The 22,179-nt window shown below is 38.3% G+C and carries 21 protein-coding genes; 3 read left to right on the top strand and 18 right to left on the bottom strand.

Going from position 1 to position 22,179, the window contains the following annotated elements:
* Positions 1–90: 90 nt before the first annotated feature.
* Complete coding sequence (locus ACYVQZ_RS04780; protein WP_461240259.1) at positions 91–846, bottom strand: sulfite exporter TauE/SafE family protein; 756 nt, start codon at positions 844–846, stop codon at positions 91–93.
* Between the two features lie 256 nt (positions 847–1,102).
* On the opposite strand from ACYVQZ_RS04780, the gene ACYVQZ_RS04775 reads away from it, so the two are divergent.
* The gene (locus ACYVQZ_RS04775) at positions 1,103–1,558 is read left to right on the top strand and encodes a hypothetical protein (protein ID WP_461240258.1); all 456 of its coding nucleotides are present in this window, start codon (positions 1,103–1,105) and stop codon (positions 1,556–1,558) included.
* A gap of 89 nt (positions 1,559–1,647) precedes the next feature.
* Here the strand turns inward: ACYVQZ_RS04775 and ACYVQZ_RS04770 are convergent, their stop codons facing one another.
* The 11 genes from ACYVQZ_RS04770 to ACYVQZ_RS04720 all read right to left on the bottom strand — a co-directional run bounded on the left by ACYVQZ_RS04770 (position 1,648) and on the right by ACYVQZ_RS04720 (position 13,144).
* A complete protein-coding gene (locus ACYVQZ_RS04770; RefSeq protein ID WP_461240257.1) occupies positions 1,648–2,358 on the bottom strand; it encodes a hypothetical protein in 711 nt (236 codons plus the stop codon).
* Positions 2,359–2,421: 63 nt separating this feature from the next.
* Positions 2,422–3,129 carry a hypothetical protein gene (locus ACYVQZ_RS04765; RefSeq protein WP_461240256.1) on the bottom strand — a complete coding sequence of 236 codons (708 nt, stop codon included), beginning with the start codon at positions 3,127–3,129 and terminating at the stop codon, positions 2,422–2,424.
* 206 nt (positions 3,130–3,335) lie between these two features.
* Positions 3,336–3,989 carry a DUF4767 domain-containing protein gene (locus tag ACYVQZ_RS04760; RefSeq protein ID WP_461240255.1) on the bottom strand — a complete coding sequence of 218 codons (654 nt, stop codon included), beginning with the start codon at positions 3,987–3,989 and terminating at the stop codon, positions 3,336–3,338.
* A gap of 156 nt (positions 3,990–4,145) precedes the next feature.
* The gene (locus ACYVQZ_RS04755; RefSeq protein WP_461240254.1) at positions 4,146–5,417 is read right to left on the bottom strand and encodes an AGE family epimerase/isomerase; all 1,272 of its coding nucleotides are present in this window, start codon (positions 5,415–5,417) and stop codon (positions 4,146–4,148) included.
* A 30-nt stretch (positions 5,418–5,447) separates the two neighbouring features.
* Complete coding sequence (locus ACYVQZ_RS04750) at positions 5,448–6,470, bottom strand: ROK family protein (protein WP_461240253.1); 1,023 nt, start codon at positions 6,468–6,470, stop codon at positions 5,448–5,450.
* A 16-nt stretch (positions 6,471–6,486) separates the two neighbouring features.
* Complete coding sequence (locus ACYVQZ_RS04745; RefSeq protein WP_461240252.1) at positions 6,487–7,596, bottom strand: N-acetylglucosamine-6-phosphate deacetylase; 1,110 nt, start codon at positions 7,594–7,596, stop codon at positions 6,487–6,489.
* A 2-nt stretch (positions 7,597–7,598) separates the two neighbouring features.
* Positions 7,599–8,357, bottom strand: a complete 759-nt coding sequence (locus ACYVQZ_RS04740) for a 6-phosphogluconolactonase (RefSeq protein ID WP_461240251.1) — start codon at positions 8,355–8,357, stop codon at positions 7,599–7,601.
* Between the two features lie 13 nt (positions 8,358–8,370).
* Positions 8,371–9,882, bottom strand: coding sequence for a sodium:solute symporter family protein (locus ACYVQZ_RS04735; protein WP_461240250.1), 1,512 nt, complete (start codon positions 9,880–9,882; stop codon positions 8,371–8,373).
* Positions 9,882–10,559: a hypothetical protein gene (locus tag ACYVQZ_RS04730; RefSeq protein WP_461240249.1), complete on the bottom strand. Its 678-nt coding sequence runs from the start codon at positions 10,557–10,559 to the stop codon at positions 9,882–9,884. Before ACYVQZ_RS04730 ends, ACYVQZ_RS04735 begins: the two co-directional genes overlap by 1 nt.
* A gap of 321 nt (positions 10,560–10,880) precedes the next feature.
* The gene (locus tag ACYVQZ_RS04725; RefSeq protein ID WP_461240293.1) at positions 10,881–12,050 is read right to left on the bottom strand and encodes a chloride channel protein; all 1,170 of its coding nucleotides are present in this window, start codon (positions 12,048–12,050) and stop codon (positions 10,881–10,883) included.
* A 182-nt stretch (positions 12,051–12,232) separates the two neighbouring features.
* Positions 12,233–13,144: a hypothetical protein gene (locus ACYVQZ_RS04720; RefSeq protein WP_461240248.1), complete on the bottom strand. Its 912-nt coding sequence runs from the start codon at positions 13,142–13,144 to the stop codon at positions 12,233–12,235.
* 167 nt (positions 13,145–13,311) lie between these two features.
* Between ACYVQZ_RS04720 and ACYVQZ_RS04715 the strand changes: the two genes are divergently transcribed.
* Positions 13,312–13,962: an LptM family lipoprotein gene (locus ACYVQZ_RS04715; protein WP_461240247.1), complete on the top strand. Its 651-nt coding sequence runs from the start codon at positions 13,312–13,314 to the stop codon at positions 13,960–13,962.
* 38 nt (positions 13,963–14,000) lie between these two features.
* Here ACYVQZ_RS04715 and ACYVQZ_RS04710 read toward each other — a convergent pair whose 3' ends face one another.
* The 5 genes from ACYVQZ_RS04710 to ACYVQZ_RS04690 form a co-directional block, all read right to left on the bottom strand.
* Complete coding sequence (locus tag ACYVQZ_RS04710) at positions 14,001–14,876, bottom strand: PfkB family carbohydrate kinase (RefSeq protein WP_461240246.1); 876 nt, start codon at positions 14,874–14,876, stop codon at positions 14,001–14,003.
* The gene (locus ACYVQZ_RS04705) at positions 14,869–16,230 is read right to left on the bottom strand and encodes a purine-cytosine permease family protein (protein ID WP_461240245.1); all 1,362 of its coding nucleotides are present in this window, start codon (positions 16,228–16,230) and stop codon (positions 14,869–14,871) included. The genes ACYVQZ_RS04710 and ACYVQZ_RS04705 overlap by 8 nt, the downstream gene beginning before the upstream one ends.
* Before the next feature lie 24 nt (positions 16,231–16,254).
* Positions 16,255–17,253 carry an ADP-ribosylglycohydrolase family protein gene (locus tag ACYVQZ_RS04700; RefSeq protein WP_461240244.1) on the bottom strand — a complete coding sequence of 333 codons (999 nt, stop codon included), beginning with the start codon at positions 17,251–17,253 and terminating at the stop codon, positions 16,255–16,257.
* Between the two features lie 12 nt (positions 17,254–17,265).
* The gene (locus tag ACYVQZ_RS04695) at positions 17,266–17,967 is read right to left on the bottom strand and encodes a GntR family transcriptional regulator (RefSeq protein ID WP_461240243.1); all 702 of its coding nucleotides are present in this window, start codon (positions 17,965–17,967) and stop codon (positions 17,266–17,268) included.
* 166 nt (positions 17,968–18,133) lie between these two features.
* Complete coding sequence (locus ACYVQZ_RS04690; RefSeq protein WP_461240242.1) at positions 18,134–19,015, bottom strand: LysR family transcriptional regulator; 882 nt, start codon at positions 19,013–19,015, stop codon at positions 18,134–18,136.
* Between the two features lie 104 nt (positions 19,016–19,119).
* Here ACYVQZ_RS04690 and ACYVQZ_RS04685 point away from each other — a divergent pair, with 104 nt between their 5' ends.
* Positions 19,120–20,742 (top strand): malolactic enzyme, encoded by a 1,623-nt coding sequence (locus ACYVQZ_RS04685; protein WP_461240241.1) that lies wholly within the window; start codon positions 19,120–19,122, stop codon positions 20,740–20,742.
* Between the two features lie 44 nt (positions 20,743–20,786).
* On the opposite strand, the gene ACYVQZ_RS04680 is transcribed toward ACYVQZ_RS04685, so the two are convergent.
* Positions 20,787–22,178, bottom strand: coding sequence for a flavocytochrome c (locus ACYVQZ_RS04680; RefSeq protein WP_461240240.1), 1,392 nt, complete (start codon positions 22,176–22,178; stop codon positions 20,787–20,789).
* Between the last annotated feature and the right edge of the window lies 1 nt (position 22,179).

Below are 22,179 nucleotides of genomic sequence, written 5' to 3'. Positions count from 1 at the left end.
TACAAATATTTTTAACATTTGTCTTCTAATCTTATTGTTCACATATTCTGAAAGATCTTTGAATTAAATAATCATCGATTCGCGTTTGCATTACTTCATAAAGTCATAAATAACCTTCAAAAAGAAAATCGACAAAACAATCAGAATTAGTGGTCGAGCCACTTTACTACCATGTTTCTGAAAATAAATAACACCAATATGATTTCCCAGGATTCCAAAGAGTCCTGCAACTAGTCCCAGTAACATAAAAACTTTCCCACTAAGCATAAACACTGTTAAACCAGTAAGATTAGTCGTTAAATTAATCATTTTAGTAGTTCCAGCAGCTAAATTAATTGGAAAATGAGCAACCCTAGTCAGAACCAGTAAGAAAAAAGTACCTGCACCAGGTCCATAGAAACCATCATATATTCCTAAAACAAGTGTCAAGAGAATAGCTAATCCCATCTGTCGGCGTGTAGGTTCACTGTCTGCGCTTGCAACTTCCAAAGCACTTTTTCGAAACAACAAATATAATCCCGTGATCGGTAAAATAAATAACAAAATAATTCGAAAATAGTAATCTGACAGATGTAACGCTAACCGTGCACCCGTGGACGAACCAATAATTGCAGCAATCATTGCACCTATTGAGAGTTTCAATTTAATATAACCACTACGTGCAAATTCAAGGGTAGTGACGGAAGTACCCATTGCTGACGATAGTTTATTTGTTCCGATAGCAACATGAACAGGTACTCCGCTCAATAAATAGGCAGGCAAAGAAATCAATCCACCGCCGCCAGCAATTGCATCCACAAAGCCACCCAAAAACACGAGCGGACAAACAATTAAAAAAGTAATCATGCTGTCTTCCTCTCTTACACCTAAATAATTTTATTTATCATAGCATAATTAAAATTTAATGTTCAGTTATCACAGATTTTTTAGGAACAAACATTCCTCAAATTGATAATAAGTTAACTTTATTTTTCATATTCCAACATCAAAAACATATAAAAAGTGACGTTCACGTACGAATTACACACGTTCCTGACTAAATTTAATCTACAGTTCAACTTCTTGTATACTGACACTATCTAATCTATTGGGAGTGATTAATTTGAATAAACGTTTAACAACCCTTTCGTGCATTTTACTATCCATTTTTCTGTTTGCTGGATGCGGCAATACCATTTCAAAAAAAGATGCATCGTCTAAAACGACTAGCACAAAAACAACCCATAAAGCTAGTTCAAAAAGCTCAGTTTCTATGAAAAAGAACACTAGCAGCCGCTCAACCAGTTCGTCATCGAGTTCTCAAAACACTGGATTAAATCAGTCCAGAGATGAAATAACCAATCAAGAAAAACAAAACGGCAATCGTCCTTTAAGCTGGGAACCGATTAAATCTGCCCAACAAGCTGAAGCATTAATGACTAAAAAGTATGGCAATAAAGGCTGGACAACATCTCATGGTACTGTGGCGATGAGTTCACCAATCAATTTTTCTGAGCAGGACAGTGAAGGCAATATTTATACGGTCTATGCTACAGGCGATATCAAGCCGATGAACTAAATAATACAAAAAATAGGGGAGAATTAAAATATTTAATTCTCCCCTATTATTCATATCAACTGTTTCACATAAATTTCAAAATTCATTTGTTATTTTTTAGTCAACTGGATACTCTGAAGATCAGAAGTAAGTTTTTGTCCATCATGCAAATTAACAGTTACTTTAGTTACTTGTCCGGCATCAGAATCTGCACTAGTTCCCAAAATTTCATTGATACTACCACTATTATCCATCAAATTTCCGCTACCTTGATTAGCAGTAATTTCATATCGACCAGCTTTAATATCTTTACCAACTTCCCAGACACCTGCTGACAATGTTGTTTGGAAATTTCTTTTTGATGGTGTAGGTGTAAATGAAGCTGACTGGATACCATCTAACTTAATCTCTTCATTTTTCACAAGATTAACCGTATAAGAGTCAACTTGGCCTAAAGTATCGTCAGCAGCAGATCCCAAAATAACATTAATTGAACCAGATTCATTCATAAAATTGCCACTACCATTTGTTGCCTTCACAACGTATCGGCCAGGTTGAACGTCTGTACCAACCTTAAAACTACCGGCGTTTAAAGTAACAGCTTTGGCTGTATTTTTTTCTGCCTTTTTAGTAATACTGGTTTTTGACGTCCCCGTATGATTTGAACTTGAACTAGTTGTCGAAGAATCATCGTCATTTCCCATTCCACTAAATCCACCGATTACTAACACAACTACAATAATCCAAAACCACCATTTTTTATAAAACGGCTTTTTCTGAACATAGGTTTGTCCATCTTCACCTTGTATTTTCTTTGCCATGTAAATCACTCCCAATAAAATTTGCCGAGTTTATCGTCTTCTGCTTGTGGGACTTAGATCTAGTTACTCATCTACTAATCCGCTTAAGTAATCATCATAATCGTAGTCATCTTCACTATCATAAGAATTTAAAACTGCCTTATTCTGAGCACGCAATAATTTTGCAAAATGCGGTATAGCTGGCATATAATCTGCCAAATCTTCCATCTGGTGATTACTAAATCCTTCTGAATCTCGAAATGTATTCGTATGAATAGTGGAAACGTCTAAAATTAATCTCGCCACTGATACCGTACTTTTCGATAAAATATCATTTTTCCACTCAGATAAGCTGGAGTAATTAGACGAGTACGAATTTTTTAAATAACTATTTAATGTTTTTATAGATGTCAGTGCCCGCATTTTCTCACCACTGTCTTTGTACTTATTGACGAGTTTTTTTTGAACCTTCAATTCATCAAGAGCCTTGTTAGTATTATCGTCGGATGGAGAAACAAACGCTTTTACAACAACACCCAAAGAATCTTCACTAGTTTTGTAATGATACCTTGCAAAATTATCAACAGTAATATCTAAATCATCATAGGCTGTAGCTGAAAATCCAGCTCCCCCAAGTGTAATTATCGAAAAAAGAAATAAACCACTAGTTACGATAACTGCGAGCCCTCTTTTTTTCTTTTTTATTAATGAAATAATCAATAAAACTATAGAAATTAGGGTCAATACCCCAAATATAATTCCTGACCAGACCAAAAGATCACTAACTAACATTAAATAATCCTCCCAAGTTAAGTAGCCGAGTTTTATGTCATCTGCTTTAGGGACTAGATTTATTCAATTTACTGACTTTATATATTAGTTGCCCGTGTCAATTATACAGATATACATATTCGGTAAACAGGGAATATTTAAAATTCTAATCAATTTATTATTTACAACTAAAAAAGCTAAACGTTTTTTAACGTTTAGCTTTTTCCCTAACGATTTACAATTTTATCAAAACCGCTCTCTAATGCAGTATTGTCTGTCGGTTTAAAATGCAATGCATTATCCCCACCGCCCTGATTTTGTTGTGTATACAAGACAACCGGTGAACCATTATGAATAGCAAACAAATAAAGAGTTTCATCCCACAACCCAGTTGCGTCACTCGGCTTTTGTCGTCCATAAACAGCAACTACTTGATAATCAGCCTTACCAGTCCCATCATTAGACCATTCCATCGAAACTACTGGATCACCTTGTCCACCGACCACTAATGGCATTTGCGAGCCATCTAGACCGGCAGGAAACTTTTCCCCATATTGATCATACTGAGCACCACCTGGTTGATAGCTTAAGTAGGATTGCTTCATTGATTTTTGCCAACCACTCATGAATGAAGATAGTTTTGCAGTTTTACTTGAATTCCATAATGTTTTATTAGTACTGCTAGCTCCGTTACCAGTAGTTTTATTAGAATGAGTCTGAGAACTTTTACCTTTACTCTCCGCTGTATAAGCAGAATTTGTAGATTCATTAGTTGAAGAATTATTCGTGTCTGTATTTTGCTGTTCATACCAAATGTAGGTACCTCCACCAACAGCACCAACTACAATAACTCCTATTAATATTTTCCAACCTAATTTCATTTGAATCTCCCCATTAATTAATTTATTGTTTCATTAGAAATAAACACCATTTAGTATATCATGTTTAAAATCAACAAGGCTTCAATAAAATAAAGAGACTCTAAAAATTAGACAGCATTCTAATTTTTAGAGTCTCATTTTAAATTACTAAAATTTTTATTTTACAGTCGGTAAATCAAAATTCACCTTATTCATTAATTCAATAATCAACAACATACTACGCATGATGTGGTAAGGATCTTTTACAGGCAACGCAACTACTTTACTAACTGGTTGCCCATCTCGTGTCCGGATTTGAATCCATTCACGAATATTTTGGTCAGTATTTGTAAACGTCCTAAACACATATTCGTGAACTTTTTGATACCAATCTTTCAACTTTAGATCTTTGAAGTGCGTCATAAGTAGAAGTAATGTGTAGAGGGTTTCAGCATGTGGCCACCAAAGTTTGTAATCCCACGTTTCATTGATGAGCTGGGTGAACCCATCCGTCTCTGATTGACCTTGTGGCTGCCCACCATCTTCATAATCCACATAACGCAAAATACCACCGTTTTCATGATCCCAACCTAACTCAAGTGCTTTTAACACAATTTGTTTCGCTTGAGCTAAAGCTTCTTGATCATGGTTCATCAATGCTGTTTCTACAATAAACCAGGAATCTTCAATCGAGTGCCCCGGATTTAGATGTCGCTGTAAAACAGTGTTTTGACGTGATTGATCTTCATTTAAGATCTCACCAATTCGATTTTGATCATCACAAAAAACGGTTAAAATTTCCGTCATATTTCGTGTAGTTTGTTCACAACAATAGGCTGCTTTTTTGGCATCATATTTAGCAAAACAACTGGCCATTTCCTGATTCACATTTTGCATAATCATAGGAATAGAATGCGAAATCATCCCCTCAGGAACAGGATAAGGGTCCGTTTTAAATGTTCGATTATTAATACGTTTTTCGACATTTTGATATAACTGCCACAACCATTGCGCCCAGTCATCACGATGTTCAATGACCTCTAAATATTTGGCAAACCCGAGCAAGACAAAACAGTCAGCAAAGATACTGTCATCATAGCCAACGCCCGGAGTGGTTTCTTTTTTTTCGCCATCTTCAGTTAGTAGAAAGGCACTGCTACCATCAGGTAATAATGCATTGTCATGCAAAAAATTAGCGGTTAAGTTGGCCTGTTTTTTTAACATCTTAATATCATTATTTATCAATTGTTTTTCAGCCAACTGCACCATTTTGCTGACCACCCACAAATATCGTCCTTGTGACCAAACATATTTGTCGTGACTGACTAACTGGCTACCTTCATTATTAAAGCAGGTATAAACGCCACCATTAACATCATCAAAAGCTTTTTGCCAAAAATAAAAAATTTGGTTAGTGAATTGATCTTGATAAAAACTTTTTAATTTCATACTGGATCCTCCCAAAACCATAGCTATATACTAAAAAAATAACTCCAATTCGTATTTATTAATTAGTGTCAATGCAGTCGCCCGGCATAAATCAATGTTTTGCTCAACGATTTGTACGTGACTGTCAGAGTTTTCAATTGCTTGTTGAAATTCAGGATTAGTGGTGACTGCGCCATGAACGACGACCTGCTCAGGGTCAAAAGAATATTGAATTAGGCGATCTAACGTAATCGTCAGTGACGCCAGTCGATCAGCCACTTTTGTATCTGTTGGCAGTAATTGTTTTTGTTGGCGATAGTACTGTTCAATAGTTGTCGCATCAGCTTTTACATCAATCAGTGATACAGGAATTTGTCCAATTTCACCGGCATGGCCATCATCCCCAACTAAGACTTCATGTTGATTAATAAATGCGCCACCAACCCCATTGCCCAAATTTAAGAAAAACATAGATTTTACTTTTGGATAAGTTTCTTCTAACGACAATAAGGCCATGGCTTTGACCGTATTATTAATGACTAATAAGCCATCAAAAATTTGATGTAACTCGATCAGAACATCTAAATTTTTCCAACCAAAATAATTAGACTTAATAATCGTCTGACCATCTGCACCAATAATGCCGGGAACTGCGATCGAAATACCGAAAATTTGGTCATATTTTTGCATCAAATCAGAAATAATTTGTTTTAAACTAGCTACTAAGTGGACATCATCAAAACCAACTTGATAGGTTTCCATAGCTTCCAAGCCATAATTATAAATGGTCACTGATATTTGTTGGGTCTCCACAACAATTCCGGCAACCAACATTCCTTGCCGAGTAAATTTCAACGACACACTAGGACGACCTGCCTGATTAACAGAACGATTATGAGATTCATAAATCACTTGGTCATTAATTAAATCATCAATGATCAGTGAAATTGTGTTTTTCCCAAGTCCTGTTTTGTCAGCAATTTCTTTTCGTGAAATTCCTGGATTTTGTCTTAGTGTTTTCAAAACACTGCGTTGATTTTTTTCTCTGAGTAAGTGCGGGCCAATGGTTGCCATGTGATTATCTCCTGTGCTAATTAATATCCTGGATATAGTCGACAACTTCTAGTTGTTGATCGACCTGTTTCACAACTACTATATCATTTTGCTCAAATATCACCACATTCTTCAATAATGCCTGTGGGTGGGTTGTCGCACAAGCCAACGCATAATCTAATGAAAAAATCTTGTCAGACACAACGTGATTAATCATATCCATCAAATTCATGGCAGAACCTGCCAATAAATCTGGATTATCATCAATATATAACCGCTTTTCAGCATTGAGTGTGACTGTCCCACCAATTAACGTTTGATATTTGCCAGGCTTAGCACCAGCAAATTGCGTCGAATCACTGATTAAAATCAAGTGATCATTTTTAATCTTGCCAAAAACTTTCAATACCGAAGTTGGCAAATGATGACCGTCACCAATGACACTCGCATACAGGTCATCTTGAGCAAGCTGATCCCAAATATAGTTCGGGTGCCGTTTAATGTACGCATGCGCACCATTACCCAAATGCGTTGATAGTTGGGCACCTGCCTGCACAGCTTGTTCGATTTGCTCTGTATTAGCATTGGTGTGTCCGATAGACACGACAATCCCCTTACTTTGGCAATACTCAATAAATTCAGCTGAATTAGGCCATTCTGGTGACATTGTTAATAACTTAAATAGTCCTTTAGATGCAGATAACCAGTGATCCACAAATTGTCGCTCAGGTGCGCGCACAAATTCAATTGGATGAGCACCCCGTGGCCCATCTTCTTTTGAAATAAAGGGGCCTTCGACATGAATACCCTTAATCATTTGTGCACAAATTTCAGACTGCTCAACAGCTGCCACTACAGCTTCAATTTGTTGTGAGATGAACTGCGGATCATTCGTGATAATCGTTGGAAAATAATAACCAATACCAGCCCGACGTAACTTTTCAGAGACAGTTTCCACTTTAGCCACGGTTAGGCCTTCGGTATTGAAATCAACACCCGCATATCCATTAACCTGAATATCGATCAATGATGGCAAAAATAAATACTCTGCTGCTTGCGTCTGTGTCCCTTCAGTTTGATAGGTTTTAGTAGTTGTATTTAATTGTTTAGATTGCTTTTTAACAACATCAAATCCCGTATATTCCATAATTACCGACCACTTTCTTCAAATAATTCTTGGTCCGTGTAAACAATACAATCAGAATGTCGTTTCAATATTGACGATGGAATGTCAGTTGTCACTGGTGATGCAATTAATTTTTTCAAAATTGCTTTTTTCGTTGGACCAGGGACCACACAACAAACCTGTTCCACATTTGTCAACACTGGCACTGTTAGTGTTAATGCTGTCTTAGGAACATCTTCAATTTTGGCAAAGCATTCGTCGTTAACTTGTTGTTGACGATCAACATCATCTAACGTGATTTCTTTAATGCTGACTGGGTCGTTAAAGTCGGCATATGCCGGTTCATTGAATGCGATATGCCCATTTTCACCGATTCCCATACAACAAATATCAATCGGTTCGGCTGTGAGCAATTTTGTGTACTCATCAATCACTTGCTGTTTTTCACCCATTGATGAAATCACGTGGTAATTGGTCATCCCCACCACATCAAACAAATGTTGCTTGATGTAGTAACTAAATAGCCGTGTATCATCTGGCGCTAATCCGCGATATTCATCCATGTGAAATCCTTCAACACGACTCCAATCAAGTTTTTCTTTGGCAAGTGCGGCCAACACATCATCTTGTGATGGTGCTGATGCAAAAATCATTCTTACTTTGCCCTTTCTTTCAATGACTTCACGCATTTTGGCAGCCACTCTTTTGGCCGCATCAATGCCCATTTCTGTCCGATGCTCATATTGTCTAATTACCAAATCGTTTTCTTTATGTTCAATCATCAGTATCCATCTCCTACATATGGTCCATTAAGTCACGTACCTCAGGCTTAATTTCTTTTTTCAGTACGTATTTATTAATCAAGCCAACCCCAAGATAGCCAATCATTGAAGCTAATAATGGTGCAATTAAAGCCACATCTTCATGCATTTGAATCCCAAACGCTTTTGTTCCCACAAAGACGAGGAATCCTAATACGATTGACGTAATGGCCGCTTTACTGTCACTGTGTTTAAACGGTGGTAATAATCCAAACAATAGTGGAATAGCAGTGGGGCCAAGCAGTGCTCCAACTAAACTCAAGATCATTCCGGTTACCCCACCAAGTTGATCTCTCAATAACGCCACTATTACTGTACAAACTGTAAAAGCAACCGTGGTTTGTCGTGCTAACACGAGTGACTTATGATCACTCAGTTGGCGGAACCGTGCACTAATTTTTGGTAAAATATCACGTGTAATAACAGCTGAAATCACGTTCACATCTGAATTACACATCGACATGGTTTGCGCAAACATCGCCGCCAGCACTAATCCAACTAAGCCGACGGGTAAAAATTTACCAGCTAGACTCGCATATAGATTGGCTTCGGCTTGTGCTTGCGTCCATCCTGGAAAAATGATTGGGGCCACAAACATTGGGAAAAACAAGATTAATGGCCAAACTAGATACAATCCAGCTGATAACAAGGCTGCTTTTTGCGCTTGTTTATCATCTTGCGTGGCAATAAAGCGCGCCGCCAGGTTCCATGTTCCACCGTTATAGCTAAAGAACATGACGAAGAAGTATAGCAGCGTCCATGACAACGAACCTTGGCCCCGACCACTTTCAAACGCACGTAAATGGCCTTTTGGAATGGCGTTAATCATGTCACCTAATGATGAGTAGCCAATGGTACTTAAATAGTGGACTACCGATACAAAGATGAGGACACCAGCTAAAAAGGTCACGGCAAACTGAATAAAATCAGTCATCAAGTCAGCCATAATTCCCCCAATGGATACATAAATCATGGAGGCCAAACTACCCATCACAATTCCCATCCAAATTGGCAACCCGGTAAAGCCGTATAATAAAATTCCAAGCGAAGCCCATTTAGCACCAACATCCAGAAGCTTAACAATAATACCTGAACCAGAAACTAGTAATTGCGCTAATCGGCTGTACCGCATTTCCAAATATTCTGTTGGTGACTGGACACCTAGAATTTTACGAAGACGCGGCCAACGTGGAATAAAGGTAAACGCACCAATAACCACTCCAACAGCGATGTTAAATGACCACCAAAAATAAATTGCGGTTCCCTGTGCATATGCAATTCCGGCATATCCAACGAAAACAACGCCAGAATAACCTGATACGTGATGTGAAATCCCAGATAACCACCATGGAATCTTCCCACCACCAACGTAAAAATCTTCTGAACTCTTAACAGTGCGTTTTGACCAAATTCCAATCCCAATGATGATTACAAAAAAGAGTGCTAATGTTACATAATCTAATGCTTGCATTTTCCCGACGCTCATTATTGTCCTCCTCGAATTTCCTTAATGCGCTTATTCACTGCTTGATAGCTGATTAAATCAGCTTTTTTCTCAATATTTTCCTTCACGCAGTGCTCCTCAGTGACGATAAAATCAATTAGTTCTTGCTTTGAATAGTCATCCATCAAAATTTGATCTACTTTTCGATCTTGACGATCAATAAAACTATTCCAAACACGAAAAATCAAAACAGAACTAAGTGTAAACAGTAGCGGTATTGCCCCAACACCTAAAAGCATGTTGTCAATTTGGCCCAGTTTCATTGCCCAGAGATAGACCACTACACCGTTCAATAACAGTAACAATGCGATTGAAATACTCGACGTTATTTTTAAGGCGTAATCTTGTTGATATTCGACACGCCGACGATCTATCAGATATTCAGCATAATGATGTTTGTTTTTGACTTCATCAGACAAAATGACAATTGGCTGTGTTTGACGATTTTGTCTAATCACTTTCAAAACAGCCATGTTCTTACTCCCAAAAAGACGAGCAAATTGCGCTGATGTGTATACCTTGATTTCAGATAAATTAAACTGGTTCGTGATATCTGTCATCTTTGCCACTTGCTCACCAAGCTGATTTTTTTTCGAAATACGAGTTCCAACAATAATGATCAGCACTATCAAGATGATTCCTAACAATGCGTTGATCATCCATCCTGGTTGTAGCAAAAAAATTATTAGGCCAAACAAACTGATTACTAAGCAACTGACGACCAAATTAACGACATCCTTTTTCCTCATAATGACCCCTTTCTATTAATCCTAACTTAGGACTAATTCTTGTAAACGATTTCATTCTATGAAACGAAAAGTACAATGTCAACAAAATTTTTATTAAATTCCGTTAAAGGTATAGTTTAATTAAGCGCAGTTATTATAATTTAGACTATATTAAATCGCTTTAGAAAAGGGATTGCTAAATATATATTGCTTTTTACAATTTGATTTTTTAAATTGGTATAGTTTCGCTTATTAACGTTTAAACATCTTTTTTAGCATCAATAATCCCATCATCAAACAGATATTGATTGCTAATAAATTCGGCGGTAAAAACATCACCATCATCACACCGCCAGCAATCCACGGTGATTCTAAAATCACAGAACCCATACTAATTGCAAAGACGCCAACCAAAAAAACAAAATCCAACTGTGGCAATAGTTGACCCAGTATAATACCTTGAGTGGTGGCACAAAATAGTACCGGGAAAATTTCTCCACCAATCCAACCAGTATTCAAACAAATCGTCAGCAACGTTAACTTTAGCAACGAGTGGCCCAATAAAAATAACGGTGACTGGTGCTGCCAACTAGTCGCTAATAGATGAAAATTCACCATTCCCGAAAAATTAATCGACGGCATCCACAGGCTAGCGAGGTAAATTGCCACTCCGCCAAATACAATCAAACTGAATTGACGTGTAAATCGCAATTCAATACCACGGCTGCTCCAGGTCATGATTTTTAGATAAACCTTGCCTAGTACTAGGCCTAAAATGACAATCGGAATACCCCAGATAATATCCGTCCATCCCCAATGAGATTGACCCAAATAAACAATGACAGATGATTCACCGCCCAGTTTACAGGTGAAGTAGAAACTAACCACACCAATTGCAAAAAAACCGGCAGTTAATGGTGTCCATTTGATGCCATCTGCCGATTTTAATAAATAGTGATGGGGTACTAGTAATGCCTTCACTCGGTTTCGACCATGCAAATTTGGCCAATTAACGGTTAGATATCGTAATTTATCCTGGAGCCACAGACCGTACAAAACCGTGGAGCTTACCAGCGTTGCTTCCGGTCCTAGGCTCGTCCCACTCGTTAAAATAATTGCTGGTAGTACCATTTGTAACAACACATAGCGATAATTAGCCGCACCGGTTTGATGGAGCTCCAATTTAATCGCACCTAATTTTTTCGGTAGTTCACCCGTCGTTTGATGGATCACTAAAATCAGGACGCTGACTAAAGCAATCCAAATCGCATTAAACACCGGACGGAAACTGGTCCCAATTCCAACTAATTCAATCAATTGACCTTGCAACAGGTAGAAACCACCCATTAGCATGCCAATGATTAAACTACAGATCACACCGTACAGATAAATGATTATATTTTGTGCTTTAATTTGCATCATCACGTTTAAAATGAATTCCTTTCATTCACAGAAATGTCATCTTACAACGTTGCTAAGCCAAGTGTCAAACCGATTTTACGTGATTTTCATTTATCATTGGATATGCAAACTTTCTTGGTAAAGTGTCGCTATTCAAAAATTTTTTTATTAAAAAACTGACTATTGGGAAAATAGTCAGTTCACTATGCTGCAAGTTTAAAAATATAAGTATCATCAGTACCAAAATCTTTACGATCATTATCGATTAAATGAATTTGATTATGATCATCCACTAAAATATGAAAGTACTCATTTTTTTCAGCTTCTGTATTATCCGTTGAGCTGACCATGACCAGCAGCGGCAGATTCTTAGGCATGTGCTTAACATCCATCTCCAATTGATCATTCACGTAATCGTTTAGTTCAGCTGCAGATAGTTGATCAGTCACTGTAAAATCGTAATTGACTGAAAATAATTTATGATCATCACCAGTTTCATTTTTCGAAAATTGCACAAGCAATTGCTGCGCCAATTTTTGATTTTTTAGCGCCGGTTGTAACTGATCATTTTGCCACGCCCGTAAGTAATCAATCATTGTAACGTTGTTTTCAAATTCAAAATATGAAACGCGATGAATTGGGGTATCCTGTTCGTATCCGTTGTCCTCTGGTAGCCCATACGCTTTATGAAATAGTTTTTTAAATAGTTCATCACTCATCCCATATCCAGAATCGGTAACCTGATCAAAATCTTGGACACTTAATTTTTTATAACCGTTATTCGCTAATTGCACAGTTCTGTGTAACTTAGCACCATCTGCACGCACAAATGTTAACTTTGCCTTAACTGTGGTAAGGTCATGCAAACCAACGCCTTCATGAACCTTAGTATCATCAATGTAGGCTTGCACGTTTAAATCATGCTTTTTAAGCACTTCATTTAACTGCCGTTCAATGGCATCAGAATGTTTCAGCCGTTGAGCATAATCATTAGCTTGCCAACTACCGTCCACGAAGCTAAGTGGCAATCCGAGAATGAATACCAAAACAACTAAGGCAATGATGCTACTGATCATAATTCCTAACCCTAAACCAATATACTTAACAACTTTCATACGCTCACCCATCCCAAATAATGAGTCTTAAGTTTAGCATAGTTGACGGTGTCTATTAGTTAAGCTTTTCGAAAGAAAATTAATAATTACTTATTCTCAATTTTTGATTGTTATTACATCATGAAATGCCTATGATTAAAGTAACTTAATCTTTTTTGGAGGTCATTATGACTAAATTTATCAGTTTTATTTCATGTGGAGTTTTGTTGCTATCACTTGCTGGCTGCGGCCAGAAAAAACAGAATACCAATAGCAACAACAGTGACTATTCCGCATCTGTATCAAGCAGTAGTTCCAAATCATCTAATAACAGTAATCAGCAACAGAATAACTCAGCGACAGCCAAGTTGAGCGTTGCGACATTAACACCCCAACAAACTGTTGGTGCCATTATTAATTATGAAACTAATGAGCATAGCAGTGGTAAGCTGCTAACTAGTTGGAAAGCACTCAAAGGTAATGACAAAATCAACGTTGTCATTTCAAATGATTTCCATGCCTCGGGTCATCAAACTGAGCCTGGTGAAGAAGGGGTCACTTACTTTGTAACCACTGGCAGTCAGGGTACAGGTGATCCAAAGGCTGCTTATACAATTAACCATGGCAAAATTTTTATCTATGATGCTCAAAACGGTAAAACGGATAACGCTGGTAACGATACTCCTTTAGAAACAATTACTAAAGATGATATTGTTAACTTTGCCAACGGTACGTTTTCATGGCCTAACGCTAATAATCAAAAACAAACCTCTCGTAACTCAGTCGCCAATGTGACTGCAATTGCTGGTAGAACAACACTAACGGATGCTCGTAAATAGCAAAAAAAGGCTTCATTATTCGAAGCCTTTTTATTTTGCTATAAACTTCCTGCTTGTTGCTGAACCACTTTTAAGGACAATTCGTTACCTAATTGTATGGCTTCTTCAATGGATAACCCCTGCTGCAAGCCGGCCAAAATGCCACCGCAATGAGTATCTCCAGCACCAATTGTATTCACAACTATTGCCTGATCACTGGTAATGACACTGAAAGCATCATCATGATAAAGCGCGGCCCCTTTCGAACCTAAAGTCACAATGACCGGACTTTGCGTTTTTTGATAGATGTCTTTCATCTTATTTTCCAAGGTGGTTTCGGTACTCATAAACCCAATTTCATCTTCATTACAATGCACAATGACATTGTGACTTAGGAACCGGTCAATCACGGTTTGATCCATGTGACTAACTCTTGGTGACGCATCAAAGAGCACATAGGCGTCGTCACGACGTTGATCAAATTGATTCAAAATCACTTCTGTAGAAGCGACGTTTTCTGTTTCATAGCCGCTAATATAAAAATATTTATAATCATTTAAATCAATATTATCAAACCATTCTTTGGTCCACAACTGATCAATTCCTGGCACCGTAATGAATGAACGTTCGCCACTTGGTTCAACTAAGCATAGATCCCAGCCGTTATCTTTTTCAGTTCGTTCAATGAGCATGGGAATTTGTTTATCTTGAAACGCCTGGCGGACCACATTGGCATATTGACCGCTCCCGACCGGCACAAACAAGTCAGACTGCGCGTTGACATATTGCAACGCCCCATAGACATTAAAGGCAGAACCGCCAACGACATTTTGGTGAAAGACGCCCGTAACGTCCCCGCCAGAAACGGGTAAGTTGGGCACATCCATTAGGACATCGACAAATGCAGCACCTACCACTAGTACTTTATCACTCATGCGCTTTTGTCCCCTTTGCAAATGAGAAAATTGACATGACAATAATGGCGACAATTGCAGAAACAAAGACCGCTAAACTACTGTTGTTTTCAAAAATACCGTGCGCAAAAATACCACGATAGGCCGAGTTACTAGTAAATAAGAACCCAGTAATTGTCGCAATGATCCATGAAATAATTCCAGGCCAGTTATAATGAACTGATGAATCTTCACGCATTAAATCTACATCATATCCATGTTTGCGATATAAAACGCTGTCGACTAGGAAAATAGCGACCCATGAGGCCAAGCAGATTCCTAAGAAGTTCAAGAAGAGTTCAAAGTTGCTCAAGAAATTACCAGAAATGAAAAGTACATAAACGGAAATAATCACAATAATAGCAGCGTGCAAAGTTAAAGAAACTTTTTGTGACACGTTAATACCAATAGTTGATAAATTGATTCGGGCTGAGCGGAATGAAACCAGACATTGTGGAATTAAACCACCAGCAGCTGACAAGAAGTATAAGAATCCAAACCAACTTGGAATGGCATCAAACATGACATTATATGGATCACTAGCTGAAGCTAAATTTGGTGAAATCGTACTTAATAATAAGCCACCAGCCATTAAAATAAAGAGTGGAATTGCAGCACCGAGGGTTGTATTCCAGAAAGTAGCGGCTGGTTTGGTGGTTGGTTTAACGTAAGCACCCCAATCGGCGGCAGCCATTGACCATGAAATACTTGAACCAGCGGCGACAAACGCTACAGCTGGCAACCAACCAGTGACCCAGCTTCCTGATTTCATCGCAAATGCAGCATGCCAGTTGGCTTTAGATAAGAACATGATTAACATCACTAAGGTTAAAATACCAAATAACCAACTCATCCATGTTTGAATTTTAGCTAATGTTTCTTCTTTAAATAATCCAGAAATAATAACCAACCCAGCAAACACAATCAAACAAATGAGCATTGTAAATGTATTTTTTTGAATATGAATTGTTTTTAGCATAGCAGAGAAAAGTAAGGTTCCAGTGATGACGTTCACTGATAACCAACCCACCATGTTCAACCATGCCATGAGGTTTGGAATTTTGTTGCCATGGGTCCCATAAGCAGCACGACTGAGCTTAAAGGTCGTCACGCCTTCACGTTGGCCAATCATCGCTACCCAGCCAGGAATTACGAAAGAAAGCGCTCCCACAAGTGCTGCTAAAAGGGCCTGTCCAAATGACAGGTGATAGCTTACGATAATGGCACCATACACAAATCCCATGATGCCAATATTAGCAGCAAACCAGTTGTAAAATAACTTTCCCGGGCTCAAAGTTTTATCTTCTTCAGGTACTTTGATAATGCGGTCGTCCATAATACACACTCCTTTAAATTGTCTTTAGTGATGGAACTTCATAATTTCGTCAGCGAGCGCATGAATATTGTGTTGCTGATTTTTTTCATCAATTAAATCTTTCCAAGCTTGCGGAATTTGGCTAGCTCCTTGTTTAGCGCCACAAATAGCCACTGCCATGGCACCGATCGTATCCGTATCGCCACCAAGGTTTGTACACAGATAGGCACACTTTTGCACATCCTGCGCGTAATAAGCCATCGCAAGAGCTGCAGGAATGCTCTCTGAGATCATTGTGCCTGTTCCGACTGTCTCGTAGATAGACTGGCTAAATTTATCTTCATCACTGGCATACTTGTGTGCCAAATTGACCCCAATTTGGAGACGATTTTTATTTTTTGCCGCCCAAGTAGGTGAGCCTAGTGCAAAGCCTAAATCATTAGCACGGATCGCAAACTTAACAATATCATCCCAACTATAATCGGCCATTGCAGCTGTTACGGCGCCCGCAATCATAGCGGCCCCGCTAATGGCAACATCGCTTGAATGCGTAATTTTAGTCACTTCATAGACCATCTCGACGAGCGCTTTAATGTCTGTTGGTTCGTATAACGTTCCAATGGGCGCAATTCGCATTCCAGCACCATTCGTCAGTGCTGATTTGGTGACTTCTTGTGGATCTTTTCCTTCTTTAACGAGTGTTAAAGCAGCTTTACTACTAGGTCCCAAGATATTGTTATCCCAAGCACCGACTTTATCTGCCCATGCCATAATATATTTCACTAGCACTTTAGTATCAGGTTGCCAGTCAGTTTCAATTAAGGCATCTAAAATGGCAAAGGCTTGGTTCGTATCGTCGGTATATTCACCGGCTTTGAAATTAATGGCAATATCATTATCATCAGTACCATCTAAAAATTCGGTGATTTTTCCATTAAACTTCTCACGAATTTTTTGAATTGGCCACAATTCTGAGGGCATCCCCATTGCATCACCAATTGCTTGACCATATAGCGTTCCTAAGACTTTATCTTTGTCTCGCATCAATTCCACTTCCTAAATTCCTAAGTTAATATCAAATTCTGTTTGTTGACTATAAATAATTCTGACCGTTTCTACGACTTCTGAATTCGCATCAAAAACTGTTCCTTGCGCTTGTAACAGGGGATCAGCTTCTTTGCACTCCAGAAGTTCTTTTACCTGAGAATCAGCGGCAATTGCCGACATTTTTAAAGTCGTAGTCATTGGATTAACACCGTATTCTTCACGCAAAGTATCGTAAAGTGAACGATCGTTAAAATCAAAATCAGTTAAGTTCGGAAAGCGACTCAAACTCAGGTGCGATTCATCCAGTGTTAACGGGATCGCACCCGTGGCTGTTTTGATAGACCGTAGGCGCCGTAAAATCATAAATTTTTCACCATCACGTTCTTCAATGATGTTATTAATCACTTTAGTAATCGGCGTTGCACCAATATGTTTGGCATAATCTGAAAAACCCTTAAAGTTAAACATTTTCACGATTGGTTGCCGCATATTCACAAATGAGCCCTTACCTTGAACTTTTTTAATCAGGTTCATTTCAGTTAAATCAATCAAGGCCTTTTGAATTGTGGACCTGGTCACACCGAATTTTTCGGCATATTCCGTTTCAGACGGTAGTTTCTCACCGATTTGGCGGTTTTCAAAAATATCTGTTTGAATGGCAGCAACAATCTGAGCTCTGAGACTGTTACTAGCTTTTGGTTCAATCCGCAAAAAGTCATCTCCTAGTTTACTACTTGAGTACTCAAGTACATAATATTCTTTTTTTGAGGTTTTGCAACCGTTTTCTTAAAAATCTAGTTGTAACTTCCCAATACAATCATAAATAGAGTCTCCCTCCCAACTTTTTTATGTTGCATCAGCGTTTCCAATTTTTTGCTCATTCATTGCTTGTTTGTTTCATGATTTCTATGAATTTTTGTTCAGTTGCGGTCAGTTGATAATCATGTCGGTAGGCTAAATAGACATTAAAAGATGGCAATTGATCATCGCTTAGCGATAACACACGAAGCTGATCATTTTTCGTTATTGCTAATTCAGTTAACAATGCAATACCTACATTTTGTTCGACCATCTTTTTTAATACATCTACATCAGTAGTTCTATATACAATTTTTGGATTATTCTGGTTTCGACTAATTAAAAAGCCAAAAACCTTGTTGTGAACATAACCCTCATCAAAGGCAACAAATGGATATTTTGTCATATCTACAAAATGAATCGTCTCTTTTGGTAAATCAAGTTCAGGACTAACAATTATTTTAAACTGAGATTGTGCGAGTTTCACCACGTTCAAATTTTCCTGAACCAGATTTTCACTGGAAGCAACAATTGCTAAATTAATTTTGCCTTCCAGAAGTTGCTTTAAGGTCTCGCCAGATCCGACCGTGACTGTTTCCAACTGTTCAATCACACCCGCTTGATTAAGTTGATTGATGTATTTAGGAAAAAATGCTTTACCAATAATTGGTGGTAATCCTAAAATAATTTTCTCTTTCTTTTGATTGTCTAATTCTAATTGGGCACGTTTCAATTCAGTCACAATATTTTGCGAATGTACATAAAATTGCTGACCAGCAGTCGTAATTAAAACTTGTTGTGGTTTAGTTTGAACTTGAATTAATTGTGATTGTAACTCTTGTTCAAGCCTTTTAATCGCATATGTAATTGTTGGTTGACTAACTGAAAAATACTGACCCACTTGTGTAAAGTTATGCATTCGAACTAGTTGATTGAAATATTCTAGATCACGAATTCTCATTTTTAATCTCCTATAAATTTTATTTATTGATTATGTTTAATTTGACTATAAATATTTATCCGAATTATAACAGACTTATCAAATTAAAAAAGAAGGCACTTTTTATGACAACACTTGAAATTTTGCACAATCCATTTATGAATAAAGGCACCGGTTTTACAAAGTCTGAACGTGATCAATTTGGTCTAAACGGCCTATTGCCCCCAACGATTCAAACCATTGACCAACAGGCACAGCAAGCTTATCAACAACTACAAATGAAGCAATCGCCACTTGAAAAACGATTTTTCTTAATGACTGTTTTTAACGAAAATCGAACCCTCTTTTTCAATTTATTTAGTAAACACATTGCTGAATTTATGCCAATTGTATATGATCCGACGATTGCGGACACCATTGAACATTACAGTCAGTATTATGTCCAACCTCAAGGTGCCGTATTTTTATCAATTGATGATCCCACAAATATGAAAACGGCACTGCAAAAAGCAGCTGACGGTCGCGACATTCGTTTGATTGTTGTCAGCGATGCTGAAGGAATTTTGGGTATTGGTGACTGGGGTGTCCAAGGTGTGGATATTTCTGTGGGTAAATTAATGGTTTATACCGCCGCAGCCGGTATTGATCCTGCACAAGTTCTGCCTGTTGTGCTTGATACCGGTACTAATCGTCAAAGTTTACTTGATGATCCACTGTATCTGGGTAATCGACATGAACGCATTCGTGGTACTCAATACGATGCATTTGTTAATCAATTTGTCGGCGATGTTCAAACACTATTTCCAAACGTGTATCTTCACTTTGAAGATTTTGGGCGTAGCAATGCTGCGAATATTTTAAAGCGATTCAAGGATCAGATGACCACCTTTAACGACGATATCCAAGGCACTGGAATTATTGTCACTGCTGGTATCTTAGGTGCGTTGAATATCTCTAAGCAAAAATTGGCTGATCAAAAATATTTGTCATTTGGTGCTGGTACGGCTGGCAGCGGTATTGTTAAACGTGTTTATGAAGAAATGTTATTACAAGGTTTATCACCTGAAGAAGCCAAAAAACATTTTTACTTAGTTGATAAACAGGGACTCTTATTTGAAGACACACCCGGTTTAACACCTGAACAGCAGCCATTTGCCCGGAAACGAAATGAGTTTAGTAATTCTCAGGAATTAACCAATTTAGCGGCAGTAGTTAAAGCAGTTCATCCAACTATTTTAGTTGGTACTTCAACTGTTCCTGGTGCCTTTACGGAAGCCATCATTAAAGAAATGGCCGCTCATACTGAACGTCCGATTATTTTCCCAATTTCAAATCCAACTAAGTTACTAGAAGCTAATGCTCACGATCTGATTGAGTGGACAAATGGTAAAGCGTTGGTTGCAACGGGTGTACCAAGTGTTCCAGTTACGTACAAGGGTGTCACTTATCAAATTGGCCAAGCTAACAATGCGTTAGTGTATCCTGGACTTGCATTAGGTACGATTGCAGCTACCGCTAAATTGTTAACTGATGAAATGATTAGTGCAGCATCCCATTCTTTGAGCGGGTTTGTTGATCCTAGTGAACCTGGGGCAGCTGTGTTACCGCCTGTTACAAAGATTAACGAATTTTCGACAACTACAGCCATTGCGACTGCTAAAGCTGCAATTGAGCAAGGGTTGAATAAAGAAAAAATTACAGACATTAAAAAAGCTGTCACAGATACTCAGTGGCATCCTGTTTACTAAAAAAATACCAAGTTGCTCACGATTGGTGAGTGCTTGGTATTTTTTTATGACTCTAAATATTTAAATACTTGTTGTCCTGCTTGACGACCGAAGACCACAATTTCAGCAATTGAATTGCCACCAATGCGGTTATTGCCATGCAAGCCACCGACCACTTCGCCGGCTGCATATAATCCGTCAATGGGTTGATCTTTTTCATTGAGTACCTGTGTTTGTGGGTTAATTTTCAACCCACCCATTGTGTAATGAATGGCAGGTGAAACATGAATTGAAAAAAATGGGCCTTGATTGATTTCAGTCGTCATCCCCGTGGTCCGACCAAATTCAAGATCATTTTGTGAGACAACGGCTGAATTCCAAGTTTTAACAGTTTGTTTTAGCGTTTCCTCGTTAACTTTAATTTGAGTAGCTAATTCAGTTAAATTCTTACTAGTGGTCACTAACCCAATTGAATCATAGAACTCAATTGCTTTAACTCGTTCACGAATTGATTGATCAAAAATCAAGTACGCACCTGTACCGCCCAGTTGATTTATGGCATCCGAAACGACCTTGCGGGTATCCAATTCGTTGATGAATCGCTTACCATCGGTATTAACTAGAATAGCCCCTTCACCACGTACCGCTTCGCCAATTAAATAGGTATGCGGTTGATCTTGTTGCACGGTCGGGTGAATTTGAATCTGTTGCATATCAACAGTCTGCGCTCCAATTTGTGTAGCCAATTTAATACCATCACCCATCGCACCAGGTTGATTGGTGGTTTTATAATCTGACAGCTCAGGCCGATATCGACCGATCAACGTTTGATTAGCACCAAAACCGCCGCTTGCAATAATGACCGTCGGCGCCTTGATGACTTGCTGTTTTTTATTAACATCGATTTCAACACCAGCAATCTGATGATCAGTTAGCTGCAATTTCGTCACTTCAGTATCAGTAAAAATTGGTACGTTTAGCTGTGCGGTCTGTTTGAGCAAGCCATTAATTAAATAACCACCAATCGCTGCTAAACTAGCTGGCCGATGTGTCCGTTTTGTGGTCATACCACCTGTAATTGTGACGTCATCCAGATTGATGTCATGTTCAGCTAGCCAATCAATCGCCAATGCACTGTGTTCCGTAAAATAATGCAGCAACGCAGGATCATTTAACTGCCCACCACCTTGCAGTGTTTCGTCATAAAATGCTGTAAAACTGTCAACAATATGGTGGCGTAATTGCACGGATGTTTCTGCCGCGTTCATCCCCGAAGACGCTCGAGTCGTATTGCCACCGATTTTGGGCATTTTTTCAAAAATGACTGGCTTCAATCCTAATTCACTAGCCTGAATGGCACTGGTAATGCCAGCGCCACCACTACCGATAATAACAACATCATATTGCGTTTGTAGTTCACTCATCGCAGTTGGTTCAAATCTGAATGGTTCAGCCATT

The organism is Paucilactobacillus salsurae (assembly GCF_054784995.1).
The sequence above is the reverse complement of the archived record's forward strand: the minus strand, read 5'-3'. Positions and strand labels throughout refer to the sequence as shown.

Coding starts and splice junctions, on each gene's coding strand:
- ACYVQZ_RS04715 (WP_461240247.1), top strand. CDS start 13,312: ATGACTAAATTTATCAGTTTTATTTCATGTGGAGTTTTGTTGCTATCA.
- ACYVQZ_RS04685 (WP_461240241.1), top strand. CDS start 19,120: ATGACAACACTTGAAATTTTGCACAATCCATTTATGAATAAAGGCACC.
- ACYVQZ_RS04740 (WP_461240251.1), bottom strand. CDS start 8,357: ATGATTGAACATAAAGAAAACGATTTGGTAATTAGACAATATGAGCAT.
- ACYVQZ_RS04745 (WP_461240252.1), bottom strand. CDS start 7,596: ATGGAATATACGGGATTTGATGTTGTTAAAAAGCAATCTAAACAATTA.
- ACYVQZ_RS04730 (WP_461240249.1), bottom strand. CDS start 10,559: ATGATCAACGCATTGTTAGGAATCATCTTGATAGTGCTGATCATTATT.
- ACYVQZ_RS04760 (WP_461240255.1), bottom strand. CDS start 3,989: ATGAAATTAGGTTGGAAAATATTAATAGGAGTTATTGTAGTTGGTGCT.
- ACYVQZ_RS04755 (WP_461240254.1), bottom strand. CDS start 5,417: ATGAAATTAAAAAGTTTTTATCAAGATCAATTCACTAACCAAATTTTT.
- ACYVQZ_RS04690 (WP_461240242.1), bottom strand. CDS start 19,015: ATGAGAATTCGTGATCTAGAATATTTCAATCAACTAGTTCGAATGCAT.
- ACYVQZ_RS04770 (WP_461240257.1), bottom strand. CDS start 2,358: ATGGCAAAGAAAATACAAGGTGAAGATGGACAAACCTATGTTCAGAAA.
- ACYVQZ_RS04705 (WP_461240245.1), bottom strand. CDS start 16,230: ATGGACGACCGCATTATCAAAGTACCTGAAGAAGATAAAACTTTGAGC.
- ACYVQZ_RS04735 (WP_461240250.1), bottom strand. CDS start 9,882: ATGAGCGTCGGGAAAATGCAAGCATTAGATTATGTAACATTAGCACTC.
- ACYVQZ_RS04750 (WP_461240253.1), bottom strand. CDS start 6,470: ATGGCAACCATTGGCCCGCACTTACTCAGAGAAAAAAATCAACGCAGT.
- ACYVQZ_RS04725 (WP_461240293.1), bottom strand. CDS start 12,050: ATGATGCAAATTAAAGCACAAAATATAATCATTTATCTGTACGGTGTG.
- ACYVQZ_RS04700 (WP_461240244.1), bottom strand. CDS start 17,253: ATGCGAGACAAAGATAAAGTCTTAGGAACGCTATATGGTCAAGCAATT.
- ACYVQZ_RS04780 (WP_461240259.1), bottom strand. CDS start 846: ATGATTACTTTTTTAATTGTTTGTCCGCTCGTGTTTTTGGGTGGCTTT.
- ACYVQZ_RS04710 (WP_461240246.1), bottom strand. CDS start 14,876: ATGAGTGATAAAGTACTAGTGGTAGGTGCTGCATTTGTCGATGTCCTA.
- ACYVQZ_RS04765 (WP_461240256.1), bottom strand. CDS start 3,129: ATGTTAGTTAGTGATCTTTTGGTCTGGTCAGGAATTATATTTGGGGTA.
- ACYVQZ_RS04720 (WP_461240248.1), bottom strand. CDS start 13,144: ATGAAAGTTGTTAAGTATATTGGTTTAGGGTTAGGAATTATGATCAGT.
- ACYVQZ_RS04680 (WP_461240240.1), bottom strand. CDS start 22,178: ATGGCTGAACCATTCAGATTTGAACCAACTGCGATGAGTGAACTACAA.